Source organism: Streptomyces sp. NBC_00513 (genome assembly GCF_041431415.1).
GTDB lineage: Bacteria > Actinomycetota > Actinomycetes > Streptomycetales > Streptomycetaceae > Streptomyces.
In genome coordinates this window covers 145,917-159,550 of the sequence record NZ_CP107845.1, presented here as the reverse complement: position 1 = coordinate 159,550, position 13,634 = coordinate 145,917, and the positions used below count along the sequence as shown (strand labels likewise).

Sequence of the window (13,634 nt, the reverse complement as noted above, 5' to 3'; positions counted from 1 at the left end):
CCTGCAGACCCGTAGATGCCCATGCTCGCGGACGAACCACGGGCCGACGACGGTCTGGGGCCTGCGGGTGCGCGCTGGTCAGTGCCTGCCGCGTCGACTATGGCCGCGCGGCGGCGACCACCGGTTGCCGGGTACGGCGCAGCTGTCCTCGGCACAGGGCATTCCTTGATCCTCTCCGCCGCTTCGCGGCAGCGCATTGCCGTAGACCGGCAGTCTTCACCCGCCATTCGCTGCCGGTGAAGGACCTCTTTGCTGCCTGTGGCAACCTGATTGCGCGTCAACGGGTTCGCCGACGCGACGAGGACGGGGGAGTGTGTGACGGAGCGGGAAGCACCGCGAGACCAGCTGGCGGGGTATGTGGAGTGCCTGCGCGACGCCTGTGGCACCGGGCGTCGGATGACGCGCTCCGAGCTGGAGGCACGCCGCGCCGAGGGGGAGCGGGCCGCGGAGCTGGGTCTCACTTTGCGCGTGATGATCCGCGAGCACCTGGCGGTGTCCCAGGAGGTCCTCACCCGGGTGCCGATCCAGCAGGCAGGTTCGCTGCTTGCCGTGACCGAACAGGCGGTGGACGCCTTCGTCGAAGGCTACGAGCGCGCCCAGCACCAGGCCGTGCGCCAGGAGGAGGCCGCCCGTCGCGAGTTCATCGACGACCTCCTCTACGGGCGCAGCGATCTGGGCCGGCTGGCGGAGCGTGCCGAACGCTTCGGACTGCGTCTGTCGCAAGCACACGCGGTGGCCGTGGCGAGCGGACCCGAGCCATACGGCGACGGCTACCCGGTGGCCCGCGGGATCGAGTCGGCGGTGCTGGCCCGGTTCGCAGGCAGGCAGATCCTGCTCGCCACGAAGGACGGGCGGCTGATCTGTGTGGCCCCCGGGGACCAGCCGGAGGTTCTGGCGTTCTTCGCCAAGCAGGCGTACGCCGCCACCGATGGCGGCAAAGTGGCCATAGGCCGCTCCCATCCGGGCGCCGGCGGCGTGGTGCACTCCTACGAGGAGGCGCTCAACGCCCTCGAACTGGCGCAACGGATGGGCCTGGACGGGCCGGTACTGCACGCCGCGGACCTGCTGGTCTACCCGGTCCTGACGCGGGACCGGCAGGCGATGGCCGACCTGGTGGAGAACGTCCTGGGCCCGCTCCGCAACGGGCGCGGCGGCGCGCAGACCTTCATCGACACCCTCACCGCGTACTTCGACAGCGGCTGCGTGGCGACCGAGGCCGCCCGACGGCTGTCGCTGAGCGTGCGGGCGCTGACCTACCGGCTGGAGCGGATCCACACCCTGACCGGCGCGGATCCGGCCGACCCGGTCAACCGCTACACCCTGCAGACCGCGGTGATCGGCGCCCGCCTGCTCGCCTGGCCCGACACCGAGGCGTGAGCATGTACCTCAGGGCGTGCTGTTCCTGCGTGCCGCCCGATCCCGGATGCGGCAGCGCACCCAGTGGGCCACTTCACCGAGGCTGATCAAGAGGGCGGCGCTCGCCGCACACGTCACCAGCGAGGCAGGTGTGTCGCGGATGTACCCCGCACCCCACAAGAGTGCGGTGAACGCGCCCCACCACAGGGCGATGGAGACGGCCTCCACGCGGCGGCTGCGTGCCATACGGGGGCTCCTTTCTCTCCTCCCTGGAGGGGGGCGGCCGGTTACTTATGCCAGGGCGAAGTAGCGCAGCCACAGGTAGAGGGCGCAGAGGGCGATCGTGACGGCGGTGACGATGAGGCCGTATTTGGTGAACTGCCAGAAGGTGATGGGGTGGTGGTTGCGCTCTCTGTTGCCGAGGACGACGGCGTCGGCGGACGTCGATGGCGGTGGCGGTGCCGCCGAGGTTGGCGCCGAGGTCGAGGTCACCGGGATGTCCCGAAATTCCTGTGGACGAACGCTGCTACGGGCGACTCTCCGCACCGTGGGCCATCGCAAGCCCTGCCAGCGCGTCTACGGCTTCGACAGCGTTCGGGGTGGCGAGGACGAGGACGGGGTCGGGCTTCCGGAGAAGGAACCTGCTCCAGACCCGGAACGTAGGGCAGCCCTCCGGTCCTGCGGCGTCGAAGGAGATGCACCCCGCCAGCTCGTTCCCGTCGTCTTGTGCGCCCGGCATCCAGAACGCGGGTCCGTCCAGGAACCGAAGACAGTTGTGGCTGGTGAACGGATACCACTGGCTCAAGGCACTCGCCCTGGCGGCCAGCATCAACTCCTCTGCGACAGGGGGAACCCACGAGTCCTTTCCCCGCACCGCGGCGTCGGCGGACCGCGCGCATTCCTCCACCCAGTCCCAGGCGTCCGTAAGCGACCACGGGGCGTGCGCGTCCATCCCCCAAGTCTGACTCAAGGTGTGGGCGGTCACGCTTGATGTGGCTGGTGTGATCACCGCGTCGGAGCCGTCCCAATTCCTTGGTAGCGGGCAGTGGGAGCCGGGGGTTGCCACGAGTCCGTTCGAGGGCCGGGAGCCGATGCCCTTCGCTCATCCCGGCCTTCCACAGTGCAGATGGTGGAGCAGCCTCGCGGGCACCGAACGTACGCCTGGAGCCGTCTGGGCACTCGATCCCTTTATCCAGAGCGGCGGCGCTCGGTGTCTTCGAGGTCGCCACCATCAACACTGGCTGCTTGATCACTCGTTGGTGTTGGTGGTGCGAGCCCGCCGCACGGTGACCTCCTGATACTCCAGAGCCGTCAGAGTTTTCTGCGCGGCCATCGTCGACCGCCTCACCTTCGGCGGCAACATCATCGAGACAGGAACCGATTCCTACCGCCACGCCACCACCCGAGCCCGCGCCGAACAACAGCTGGCCACGAGCTGACCTGGGCGCACGAGGCTTCGTGAGCATCCTCAGTGCTCACGGATCCTTGACCACCACCAGCCGCCCATCGTGAAGGCGTTCACCGGCCCAGGATTCGGCAGAGTGCGATGCTCGAACTCATCGTCGATACGAGCAACCAGCCGGCCGAGATCGCGCTGGGCACCGGGAGGGAGGTGAAGCATGATCTCTTCCAGATCATCGCGGGCATACTCCACCTCCAGTCCGGGCTGCCAGACCTGGGATGCGTTCAGATAACGGCCGGGTTGCCTGAACGCCCACTCGAAACGGGCGAGCGCGTCAGCAACTGCACCAGGCCACATCCGCTCATCCTCGACGCGGCGGACAGCTGCACGAGTCCTCGCGGAAACGCCCCGGATCCGCTGAACCACAACGTGTCTGCGAGGCCGCCACCGCTCATCACGGACGGCCTTCGGGCGCCTACGCGGCATCGCCCTTTCTGATCAACATGCCGTCATCTTGCCACGAACGCGGTGCGGTCTCCGCGGTACGGCAGGGTCGGGCGCCCAGGACGTTCTGGAAGGCCCGGTCGCCCCGGTCGCCCCGGCCGTCCGGGACGATATGGACGGATCATGCTGCCCGCAGGCTGGCAGGACCTGCGCGCAGGGTGAGTCTCCGGTAGAGGATTACTGAAGCGATAGGGGTCGACCTTCCCGTACACGGGGAGGGTCGGCCCTTCGCTTGTGACGCGCTTTGCTCAGGGGCCGGTGAGGATGTCGTGGGTGCCGATGCGACGCCAGATGACGTGGGGTGCGCCGGGATAGAGCGCGGCTCCGTACTGCCAGGTGGCGCGTCCTGCGGTTCCGGTGCCCATGGACCAGGTGAGTTCGTATATGCCGGGGAATCCGCTGACGTTCTTCACTGCGGAGGCCGACGCGGATGCGGCCTCCGGTGCGCAGGTCGTGGACGAAGGCGGTGACGGCCTGGCGGAAGCGTTGGCGCTGGGCGGGGGTGAGGCGGTTCAGGTCGGTGCTGAAGCGGGGCAGGGTCTCGTAGGTCGGTCCTCCAGGCAGCAAGAAGCCCCCGGCGTTGCCGGGGGCGAGAGTCGGTGACGTGATGCAGGGGCAGCGTCTTTGGCCGTCGGGTGGGGGAGCGGTACGTGTATGTGCGCTGGTTGACGGTGGAGTCGTCTGCTGATGGTTTTTGGGGTGTGTGAGGCGTGTGTGACGGGGTGCCGCGCAGCATTTGCATGGCCAGGCGGTGTCCGCCGGGCGGCGTCGCCAAAGGCTCCCGCCGTACGGGATCGGGCCTGAAGTTCCGGTGAACTCTCCCGCCCTGAGGGATCGCGCTTTTGCGCAGGTCAGAGCCGGTGTCCACTGTGGAGATGCTGAGTGTCGCGAAGGTTCAGAGACGGAACGCCTGGCGATACTACGTGCGCGGGGTCGCATTCGGGGACGGCCGCCGTCCGGTCGGCCAGGCGTTGAAGTACGCCCAGGAGCAGGCCGGTCTCCTGCCCGGTAGGTGGAGGGGCCGCAGCCTGGCCGCGCTGGGTCTCACCGCCGGGCAGACGGTGACCGAGCGGCAGATGGAGTTGCTGTTCGGGGAGGGCCGGCACCCGGACGCCGACCGTATGGAGCGCGAGCTCCTGGACGACGGCGCCGACCCGGCCACCGCGCGGCTGGCGACCGTGCTCGGTCAGCCGATCGAGGAGATCGAGGCACGCAAGCAGACCCCGCTGCTCGCCCTGGACTTCACCTTCCGGCCGCAGGCATCGGTGGTCGTGCTGTGGGCACTGGGGGATGAGAGGACGCGCCGGGTCATCGAGCGGGCGCATGAGAAGGCCGTCGCCGCGACCCTGGAATGGCTGGAGGACGAGGTCGCGGAGATCCGGTGGTCGTCCGGCCGCCGGCGCGCGAAGGCCCCGGCTCTGGTCGTCGCGGCGTTCCGACACTTCGACAACAGAAACGGCTTCCCCCTCCTGCATGAGCACTGCCTGATCGCCAACCGGGCGCAGCGCCCGGACGGCTCCTGGTACGCGCTGGACACGGTCCGCCTGTACCAGCACGTCGTGGCGGCAGGGACGCTCTACACCCTCCAGATGACGACCGAGGTGTGCGAGGAGCTCGGGCTGGCGACCGTGCCCCGGGAGGTGACGCCGGGCCTTCGCCCCGTGATGGAGATAGCCGGGGTCGACCAGGAGCTCATCGACTGGTCGGCCACGCGCCGCCGGCGGATCGAGGACGTCCTGGAGGGCATCACCGACGACTACATTCGGAAACACGGCCGGCTGCCCGGCGAGCGCGCCCGCCACGGGCTGGCGTGGTGGGCGGCGCAGGAGACCCGCCCGGACAGGAAGACCCCGCGCCCGCTGGATCAACTGCTCGCGTGGTGGCGGGTCTCCGCGCTCCTGAAGTTCGGGCAGCGGATGGTCGACGGGCTGCTTCAGCGGTGTCAGGCGGCCGGGAAGTTGATCCGGGCCCGGGTGGGACCGCGCGTGGACACCGCGCTCGCCATCGTCGACGTCGCCGCGGTCGTCTTCACCGTGCGCAACATCTACGCCCGCCGCCACGTCCTGGCCGAAGCGCGCCGGCACCTGCTGGAGACCCTGCGCGGCCGCGCCTACGTGCCCGGCATCGACAGCTACATCGCCGGCCGCGCTCTCCAGCGCTACAGCCGTCAGCTCACCGTGCCCCAGAAGGGCCGGCGGACCCCGGCCCCGGACCAGCTCTCCTACACCGCCGACTTTGCCTGGGCCGCCCGCTGGTGGATCGCGGGCACCGATGGGAATCCGCCTCGGGAGTCGACCCGGTACGAGCGGGCCCGGGTTGCCAGCCTCACCCTGCAGAACGCGATCCGCGCCGCCCTCACCGCACCACCCGCCATACGGGACGGAGTTCCGGCCGCGTCGACCGCGACCGCGTCTTCGTCGTCGGCGGCCGTACCGTCCGACCACGACCAGGCCGCGCCGCACGCCGTCGACCACCCAGGCCGGGACGCCACCCTGACTCCGGCGCAGCGAGCAGCCGCCATCCACGCCCACCAGCAGGCCGCGATGCCGCAGGAGTACCTGGAGGGTCGAACGACGGACCCCGCGACGTGGATGACCTCACCGCAGAACCTCGCCCGGATCGCCGCGCTCACCCGCGCGGCCGAAGCCCGTGGCCGCACGGTCGAAGGGCAGGCCGACCAGACGAAGCAGGCGACTCAGGATCCGGCCGCCGCTGCGGGCGGCCGGCAGCAGCGGCACCCCACGGCGCAGCAGCGGGACCAGGGCAGGGGAGCGCGTCCCCACTGAGGGAACGTCCCCCTGGGACCAGACGTCCCGGGGTGCCCGCGCCTGTGTCTCCCCGAGGAGCCCGCGCAGCCGGCCGACACGGTGCGCTACCTCGTACGCCACTCATCGACCCACGTGCGCACCTGGACGAACCATCCGGTCAAGGGGTGGTCAAGGGGCGTATCGGACACCGTTGTTCAGTGAATGCCCCAGGGCGGGCCCACCGGGTGGAGTCCACCGAGTGGCGCCCACTCAGTGGGGGAGTGCGGGTGGGGTTACACGCGCGGGCGGCGCAGGTTCTCATTTGCCGACAGCAGCCCGAGGACGGCGCGCTCTTGGTGGTGGGCGTGCCAACCCTCCGCCAGGGCGCGGTTGGTGAACAGGGCCAGTCCCCGCGCCGTCTCAGCGGTCAGGTCTACGGCGTCGAAGCCGCCGGCGATCTGGACGAACTCCAGCGCGATGTCGTGGAAGCGCGGGCCGCGGAAGTAGGAGACGTGGACGTCGGCGGGGTCCAAGGGCTTGCTGCTCTCGTCGGACACGAGCGTGTGAGACGCCTTGCGGGACTCGTAGTAGGTGTTGACCTGCGGTTGGATCTCGGTGCGCATCGCGTCCAGCACTCGCTGGCGATGTGTGGGCGTGTCCAGGCACTTCTGGTACGAGAAGGCGACCTTGGTGCCGTCGACAAGGACTGCTTCCGGGCCCTTGTGGTGACCGCGCGGGGTGGGGATGATCCGGAAACGGTCGACTCCCGGGCCAACCTTGTTCGCCGCGTCGGGGTGCATGTCGAGCAGGTCCCGCAGCAGCAGGTCGTCGTCTTCCTGGTCGACGACCTGCCCGAGGCTGTATCGACTCAGGATCGCCTGCACCGCCTCCTGGCGGGCCTTCTTCGTGGCGTAGCGGCGCGAGCCGATCCAGACTTCGGGCACCTTCAGCTCCTCTGCCAAGCGGGTGATGGGAGCGCTCACGCTAGAGCAGATCTCCCGGTCCGGGCGGGGCTTCGCCCTTGCTGTCAGCCCGCCGGGGGACGTGGCGCCGATCGTGATGCCGCACACGGCCAAATCGGGAGGACAAGGGGCAGTCAAGGGACGTAACGGGCATAGGTAGCGGGCGGCGGTCAGACCGTGGTCAAGGGGCGGCTTCGCACGGTGGCCCCGGCCCGTACGCACTTCCGCGTGCGGGCCGGACGACTGCCGACCCGGCCGCGCGCCGGGGGAATCCGAGGAAACCGTGCCCGCCGACCACACACCCGACCTCGCCCACGAGCACCACACCTTGCGCGACCCTGCGCTCGCCGGCGACCTGGACCAGGTCCCGCAGGCCCCCTCCGCAGGCCCCTCCATCGCCCCCTCCACGGCCACTCCGCCCGCCGGGCGCGAATCTGCAGGTCAGCCCCGGCGGTCAAGGTCCCGCGACGCGTTCGACAACCCTCCTAGCCCGACACCCAAGGTCTGGAAGCCGACCGGAGTGCGAAGGAAGGAAGTGCTGAAGGCTCTGGGGATCTTCCAGCGAGCTACCGCTGACCAGCTCTGGCGGATGCTGCGCCCCACCGACCGGCACGACCGGTGCACCCGCGACACCCTGAACGCGTTGAAGGAATCAGGCCTGACCCGGGTGGAGACGCGACTGGAGTCGGGACACCAGCTGTGGGTGCTGACCGAGAAGGGCCACAAGGAAGCCAAGCTGCTGCTGCCGAGGAACGTACGGATGTCCGCGCTGCGCAAGCTCGAGTTCGACGACGAAGGCCGGCCGGTGGAAGCCGACGGCTACGACGAACACGCCGCCGCCGTCACCTCGACCGCCGCCGTGCTCACCGGAGCCGGGTACGGCACCCCGCTGTCCTGGCAGACCGAGATCGGCCACAAGCTCCCCTACGGCTACACCCAGTACGCCGACCTGACGATGCGCGCCCCGGACGCCGGGGTGCCCGCGATGCTCTTGGAGGTCGACCGTGTCACCGAGCCCGTCGACGATCTGGTGGACAAGTTGCGCCGTTACCGCGACTGGTTCGAGCTCGCGGCACCGAAGGGCGGCAGAGCGGTGGCATGGGCGAGGGGAGAAGCGGTGGTGCACGCCTCCCGGTTGTGGCCGCACCTTTACCCGGCAACCGGCCGGGAGGGCTACGTCCCGGTCGCGTTCGTGTTCACCGGGAAGACGGCGGCGCAGCGTGAGAGCCGGATGTGGCGCCTGGAGCACGCTGCCCGCGCGTACTTCGCCGGCGCTTCGTACCCGGGCCGCGGCGCGGGTATCACGGCCGTCGACTACCACCAGGCGGTGCCCGTGGTCGTCACGGAGCTGGAGCGGATCACCGCCGACCCGGCCGGGGCCGCGGGCGCGGTGTGGCGCAGGCTCGGGCGTCAGGAGTGGCAGACCCTGCCCGAGGCCCTGGACAACCCCGATGGCGACCGCCTGTACGCCGTGCAGTGGAAGGATGCCCGTGACCGGCGGGCGGAGCGGGAGGCTGCGGAGCGGGAGGCGAAGCGGCCGGTGTGCGCCCGCTGCGGGGCGAAGTTCACCGACGACCGCTGGAACTTGATCCGGCAGGACTCCTGGTCCGGCGCGTGGGACGACCTGTGCGGGGCGTGCGCGCAGGAGTCCGTTGCTCGTATGGAGGTCGAGCGGGTGGCGCGGCGCCAGGGCGAGGACGTCGCGGCGGGCACGGCGGCCGAAGCGCAGACATCGAGGGCCCGGGGTCTGTTCAGGCGTCGTGGGTAGCTGCGCGGCCCGGGGGAGTCCGGGCAAGCCGTCGAGGACGGCTTGCCCGGCAGGAGACGGCTGGGCTCAGGAGCCGAGTGCGGGTGGGTTGTTGTGGTGGCGCAGCCGGGGCCACAAGGGGTGTTCGGCGAGGGCGTCGAGCAGGATCGCGGCCACCGACCGGTCGACGGTCCGGGTGCGCTTGGCCTCGTTGATCACGAAGGGCGTTTCCCAAGCCCACAGTTCGCGGGCGGCCGTGTTCATCCGCCGGCTGACGACGCCCAGAGCGGTGAGGGCCGGCTTGCCGGTCAGCTCCGGGTAGACGTACTCCGCGATGACCTGCCCCCGGACCCCGGGCGGACCCGGATTCGCGCACACCCGCCACACCACGTCCAGCTCCTCCACCGTGTGCAGCGACTTCACCCAGGACCGCAGCATCTCCTCCGTCCAGGCCGGGTGGTCGTACCGGCCGGGCGGCTTCCACACCACGTCCTCCGGCAGCACCTTCGGCCGGCCACCCGGCTCGGGCTGCGGCTTCCCGTAGGCCGCGCGCACGGTACGGATCGCGTCCTCGTACGAATCGGTCTCGGTGTCGATCGTGAATCTCAACGCCCACCCCTCAAGTTCAGCGCACTGTGCCCGGAGGCTACCCGGCGCGCACTGCCGCAACGGGGCGTTCCGGGGGAGTGGGCAAGCCCAAGGGGACCCTGGGCAAGCCACTCCCGGACGGCGGCTTGCCCACCACGGCCGGGTGGGCTGAGGTGGGCAAGCCGGGCCGGACAGTCCAATGCCCCGGACCGGAGGAGGACGCGGTGTGCACGTCACGCCGTGCGACCGTCTGGCCCGTCTCGAAACCGCGCCGATCCGGTTCGCCGCCTCGTACGGCGAGATCGCCTCGCCGGCGGCTGGGCGGGCGGGGAGTTGGATAGGCCGACAACTCGGGGTTGTCGGCCTGGGTTGGTCCGGTGCCGAGTCGGTGGCGTTCGGTGGTTACCGGCCCAATTCTCGCCGGGCTGTTCATCGTCATCATCACGGCCCCGGGTCGCCGGGATGGCGGGGCCCCGACACGCGTGCGTGACGTGTGGGTACGAGGGTGGTGGACTTCCTATGGTGGCCGGCATGGATCACTACGCGGGGCGGCGGCGTGGCTGCCGGAACCTCACCGATGTCCAGGACGAGTTGGCGCGGCGCTTGGAGGCGCGGGCGGGCCGGTTGCGCGCGGAGGCCGGCCGCGACGGCGGGGACGGCCTGTCGGTGGCGGAGGCGGTCGCGCTGGCGGTGGTCCAGCTCGGCCTGCAACCACCGGCACCGGTGGGGAGCCGGCCCGCAACCGGCGCCGCCCCGGGTCGTTGAAGGAGACGCCAGGTCGCGGACGGCGGTTTTCGCGGGGGGTGCTTTGGTTGCCCGGCGGCCTTGGCGACCCATTGTCGGGGCCGAGTCTGTTCAGAGCGGCGGCAGTCCCATTCGCGTGCGGTGTGTATCGCGCAGCAGGCTTGCGGGGCTGACGACGTGGGCGCCGGCATCCAGCGTCAGTTCGGAGCCGTTGAGTAGGGCGCCGTCGGGTGATGCGGCGAACACGGCTGCCCCGGCGATGTGTTCGGGGCTGCCCAGGGTGCGGAGGGGGTTGCTCTGGCGGAGTCGCTCGAGGTCTGCTTCGCCGTCCAGTCGGGACTCGGTGGCCGGCGTTCGCACCCAGCCGGGTGAGAGGGTGACGAAGGAGATCCCGTACTGGCCGTAGTCCACGGCGAGCTGGCGGGTCAGTGCGGCGATGGCGCCCTTGGCTGCGGCATACGCAGGTAGGGCGGGGGCCGCGGTGTGGTGAAGGACGGATCCGACGGTGATCACCGTTCCGGCTCTTGCTGCGATCATGCCAGGTAGTACTTCCCGGGTGCAGAGGAAGACGGACCTGAGGTTCGAAGTCAGCACCGCGTCCCATTCCTGCTCGGTCGTGAGATGGAGTGGGTTCCCCGCGGTGACCCCGGCGCAGGTGACGAGGACGTCCACGGAGTCTCCCCTGGAGGTGACCGTGGCGACGGCGTTCGCCACGTCGGCGGCGTCGGTGACATCCGCCCGACGGTAGGCAACCCCGGGCAGGCCGGGGTCGGCTACATCGATCCCGAGGACCTGGTACCCATTTGCGGCGAATCGGGTCGCGACGGCGCGGCCGATGCCGCCCGCGGCTCCGGTGACCAGGGCGGTACGGGTCATGTGCATCCACCTCACAGTTCGGCCCGCCGGGGTGGTGGATCCATCGCGGGCGGGGGTTGAACATATTCAGATACAGTATACGATCTACTAAACATCCTCAATGAGTCCGGAGCTGCCGGTGCGCCCCCACGAACTTCTCACCGCTCTGTCCGCGCAACGGCTCATGGCCATCGTGCGCGGCAGCGACTCCGAGGCCGCGCTCAACACGGTCCTCACCCTGGTCCGTTCCGGAGTTCGCCTTGTGGAGGTCTCACTCAGCGGCGCCGATGCCCTGAACGTGATCGCGCAGGCCAGGGCCGTTCTCGGTCCTGACGCGCTGCTCGGTGCGGGAACGGTCCTGACGGCCGAAGACGCCCGGCGGGCCGCTGAGGCGGGTGCCGCCTATGTCGTCACTCCCGCGGTCACCGAAGCCGTCGCGGCCTCCCGGGTACTTGGCCTGCCTGTGCTGGCGGGGGCGCTTACTCCTACGGAGGTCGTCGCCGCCCTGCGTGAGGGGGCCACCGCCGTGAAGCTCTTCCCGGCCGGCCCCGGTGGCGTGGAGTTGCTGCGTGCGCTGCGCGCACCCTTTCCGGATGTCCCCTTCGTTCCGGTGGGCGGAGTGGGTGCTGTGACGGCTCGCGAGTGTCTGGCTGAGGGGGCGGTGGCGGTCGGTGTGGGCGGGCCTCTGGTCGGGCGGGCCGCCGACGGTGATCCGACCGGACTGGCCGGCCGCATTGCTGCCTTCCGCACACTGGCCGAGGAGGCGTCGTGATCGACGTCGTGACGTTTGGCGAGGCGATGGTCTCTCTTCGTTCCGTTCAGCCGATCAGGGTAGGAGGAGACCTGCGGATGTCCGTGGCGGGTGCCGAGGCCAACGTTGCGATCGGACTGGCCCGGCTGGGACACCGTGTGCGGTGGGTCGGCTGCACGGGGGCCGATGAATTCGGCGCTCTGGTGACGCGCACGCTGCGCGGCGAAGGCGTGGACGTGAGCTGTGCGGCCGAGGCCGAAGGGCCGACCGCTCTTGTCGTCTTCGAGCCGCGGATCGCGGATCTCACCCGCGTCTGCTACTACCGGTCGGGTTCGGCGGGTTCTCGGCTGAACGTCTCACACGTCGGCGCCGCTCTGGCCGACGGTGTGCGTGTTCTCCACCTGACCGGTATCACCGCCGGCCTGGGCCGCGAACCGCTCCTGGCCGTTCGGAAGGCCGCCGAGAGGGTCTGCGAGGCGGCGACCGTCTCCCTGGATGTGAATTACCGGTCGAAACTGTGGTCACGCGGCGAGGCCGCTCGCGCGCTTCGGCCGCTGATGGGCCGGGTCGACATCCTCATCGCGTCCGATGACGAACTCGCCCTGGCCGCCCCCGCGAGCGCCCGGTCCGAGGCGGATCAGGTGGAGGCGCTGCTGGAACGCGGCGTGCGCGAGGTCGTCGTGAAACGAGGAGCCGCGGGCGCCGAGGTGTTCGACGCGGCGGGATCGAGCGCACGTCCCGCCGTAGCCGTGCCGGTGAAAGACACGGTCGGAGCCGGTGACGCCTTCGTCGCCGGATACCTGTCAGGTTTCCTGGACGGGGAGCCGACGGCCGGCCGGCTCGGCCGCGCGGTGACGACCGGCGCGTTCGCCGTGGCGACAGCCGGCGACTGGGAGGGGCTGCCTGCACGCCATGAGCTCGATTTGCTCGATGCCGTTCCGGGAAGCGCGATCCGATGAGCGCCGAGGCGGTCACTCCCGCTTGGCGCGCGTGCACGTCGCCGCGGTACGGGCTGGCCGAAGGAGCACGGTGGGTGGGCGGGCGCCTGCTGTTCGTGGATCTGCTGCTGGGGGACCTGCATCAGGTCCGCGGGGTCACGGGCGGGAGACCGGAGCGGCTGCTGCGGCTGGGGATGTCGCTGGGCGCTGTCGCCCCCACGGTGCCCGGCAGCAGCAAGCGATGGATCGCCGCGGCCGGGGTGGGCATCGCACTGGTTGACGAGCGGGGACGACTGGACTGGTTGGCCCGGCCGGGTGACCGGCCCGACCGGGCCATGCGTATGAACGACGGTGCGTGCGATTCCTCGGGGCGCTTCTGGGCGTGCGGTATGGATGTCCAGGCCGAGCCGGGCGCGGGTTCGCTCTATCGAACACAACCCGACGGCAGGGTCCAGGAAGTCCTCGACGGCCTCACCGTGCCCAACGGTCCGGCCTTCACCGCCGACGGGAGGCTGATGTACCTCGCGGACAGCGCGCACGGCACCATCACGCGCTACGTGGTCGACGTCGTCACCGGGGATCTGAGTCGCCCCGAACTGTTCGCTCACTTCGCACCCGGCGAAGGCCGCCCGGACGGCATGACAGTGGACGATGACCGGAACCTGTGGGTGGCCCTGTGGGGCGGCGGCCGCGTCCTGTGCCTGGGGCCTGACGGAAGCCGCCTGCGGTCCGTACACCTGCCCGCGCGGCACGTGAGCAGCATCGCCTTCGGCGGCGGTCTGATGTTCGTTACGACGGCCCTGCACCGTCTGGAGCGTCCCGGACCGCTGGACGGCGCCGTACTCGCCAGCACCACGGATGTCACGGCCGGACCGGCCCTCCCTTTCGGCCGGTAAAACGATGTCCAGCCGATGGGATCCTGTGCAGGAAACAGTAGGGAAACTTTTCCGCCACACCCCCTAGACGATATTTCGTATACGGAATACCTTCAGGCATCGGGTTCTTCCCGTACGTCCGGTCTTCCCTCATAGGTGGTGTTA

At 70.2% G+C, this 13,634-nt stretch carries 15 protein-coding genes and 1 pseudogene; 8 read left to right on the top strand and 8 right to left on the bottom strand.

Annotation, left to right across the window (positions count from 1 at the left end; translation table 11 throughout):
- Positions 1-396 precede the first annotated feature (396 nt).
- Positions 397-1,377 (top strand): helix-turn-helix domain-containing protein, encoded by a 981-nt coding sequence (locus OHA84_RS00790; protein ID WP_323182090.1) that lies wholly within the window; start codon positions 397-399, stop codon positions 1,375-1,377.
- A gap of 9 nt (positions 1,378-1,386) precedes the next feature.
- Here the strand turns inward: OHA84_RS00790 and OHA84_RS00785 are convergent, their stop codons facing one another.
- From OHA84_RS00785 to OHA84_RS00775, 3 genes are read right to left on the bottom strand one after another with little or no spacing between them, the layout of a single operon-like run.
- The gene (locus OHA84_RS00785; protein WP_266976058.1) at positions 1,387-1,602 is read right to left on the bottom strand and encodes a hypothetical protein; all 216 of its coding nucleotides are present in this window, start codon (positions 1,600-1,602) and stop codon (positions 1,387-1,389) included.
- A 45-nt stretch (positions 1,603-1,647) separates the two neighbouring features.
- Entirely contained in the window at positions 1,648-1,848 is a 201-nt protein-coding gene (locus tag OHA84_RS00780) for a hypothetical protein (RefSeq protein WP_371591283.1), read from the bottom strand.
- A gap of 34 nt (positions 1,849-1,882) precedes the next feature.
- The gene (locus OHA84_RS00775) at positions 1,883-2,308 is read right to left on the bottom strand and encodes a hypothetical protein (protein ID WP_266976057.1); all 426 of its coding nucleotides are present in this window, start codon (positions 2,306-2,308) and stop codon (positions 1,883-1,885) included.
- Between the two features lie 370 nt (positions 2,309-2,678).
- Here OHA84_RS00775 and OHA84_RS00770 point away from each other — a divergent pair.
- A pseudogene (locus tag OHA84_RS00770) lies at positions 2,679-2,795 on the top strand (AAA family ATPase); the annotation flags it as partial.
- A 29-nt stretch (positions 2,796-2,824) separates the two neighbouring features.
- Here the strand turns inward: OHA84_RS00770 and OHA84_RS00765 are convergent.
- Together OHA84_RS00765 and OHA84_RS00760 are read right to left on the bottom strand one after the other, a co-directional pair.
- Positions 2,825-3,115: a hypothetical protein gene (locus OHA84_RS00765; protein ID WP_266976055.1), complete on the bottom strand. Its 291-nt coding sequence runs from the start codon at positions 3,113-3,115 to the stop codon at positions 2,825-2,827.
- A gap of 395 nt (positions 3,116-3,510) precedes the next feature.
- The gene (locus OHA84_RS00760; RefSeq protein ID WP_266976053.1) at positions 3,511-3,675 is read right to left on the bottom strand and encodes a hypothetical protein; all 165 of its coding nucleotides are present in this window, start codon (positions 3,673-3,675) and stop codon (positions 3,511-3,513) included.
- Positions 3,676-4,185: 510 nt separating this feature from the next.
- Here OHA84_RS00760 and mobF point away from each other — a divergent pair.
- On the top strand, positions 4,186-6,048 hold the full coding sequence (gene mobF, locus OHA84_RS00755) for a MobF family relaxase (RefSeq protein WP_371591282.1): 1,863 nt from the start codon (positions 4,186-4,188) through the stop codon (positions 6,046-6,048).
- A 254-nt stretch (positions 6,049-6,302) separates the two neighbouring features.
- Here mobF and OHA84_RS00750 read toward each other — a convergent pair whose 3' ends face one another.
- Entirely contained in the window at positions 6,303-6,971 is a 669-nt protein-coding gene (locus tag OHA84_RS00750; RefSeq protein WP_266976049.1) for a DUF3223 domain-containing protein, read from the bottom strand.
- A 535-nt stretch (positions 6,972-7,506) separates the two neighbouring features.
- Here OHA84_RS00750 and OHA84_RS00745 point away from each other — a divergent pair.
- Complete coding sequence (locus OHA84_RS00745) at positions 7,507-8,739, top strand: replication-relaxation family protein (RefSeq protein WP_266976047.1); 1,233 nt, start codon at positions 7,507-7,509, stop codon at positions 8,737-8,739.
- A gap of 66 nt (positions 8,740-8,805) precedes the next feature.
- Here OHA84_RS00745 and OHA84_RS00740 read toward each other — a convergent pair whose 3' ends face one another.
- The gene (locus OHA84_RS00740; protein ID WP_266976045.1) at positions 8,806-9,327 is read right to left on the bottom strand and encodes a hypothetical protein; all 522 of its coding nucleotides are present in this window, start codon (positions 9,325-9,327) and stop codon (positions 8,806-8,808) included.
- Positions 9,328-9,837: 510 nt separating this feature from the next.
- On the opposite strand from OHA84_RS00740, the gene OHA84_RS00735 reads away from it, so the two are divergent.
- Entirely contained in the window at positions 9,838-10,071 is a 234-nt protein-coding gene (locus OHA84_RS00735; protein ID WP_266976043.1) for a hypothetical protein, read from the top strand.
- 90 nt (positions 10,072-10,161) lie between these two features.
- On the opposite strand, the gene OHA84_RS00730 is transcribed toward OHA84_RS00735, so the two are convergent.
- Entirely contained in the window at positions 10,162-10,926 is a 765-nt protein-coding gene (locus OHA84_RS00730) for an SDR family NAD(P)-dependent oxidoreductase (protein WP_266976041.1), read from the bottom strand.
- 100 nt (positions 10,927-11,026) lie between these two features.
- Here OHA84_RS00730 and OHA84_RS00725 point away from each other — a divergent pair, with 100 nt between their 5' ends.
- From OHA84_RS00725 to OHA84_RS00715, 3 genes are read left to right on the top strand one after another with little or no spacing between them, the layout of a single operon-like run.
- On the top strand, positions 11,027-11,677 hold the full coding sequence (locus OHA84_RS00725; RefSeq protein ID WP_266976039.1) for a bifunctional 4-hydroxy-2-oxoglutarate aldolase/2-dehydro-3-deoxy-phosphogluconate aldolase: 651 nt from the start codon (positions 11,027-11,029) through the stop codon (positions 11,675-11,677).
- Complete coding sequence (locus OHA84_RS00720; RefSeq protein ID WP_323182089.1) at positions 11,674-12,615, top strand: sugar kinase; 942 nt, start codon at positions 11,674-11,676, stop codon at positions 12,613-12,615. Before OHA84_RS00725 ends, OHA84_RS00720 begins: the two co-directional genes overlap by 4 nt.
- The gene (locus OHA84_RS00715) at positions 12,612-13,490 is read left to right on the top strand and encodes an SMP-30/gluconolactonase/LRE family protein (RefSeq protein ID WP_266976037.1); all 879 of its coding nucleotides are present in this window, start codon (positions 12,612-12,614) and stop codon (positions 13,488-13,490) included. Before OHA84_RS00720 ends, OHA84_RS00715 begins: the two co-directional genes overlap by 4 nt.
- Positions 13,491-13,634: the final 144 nt, after the last annotated feature.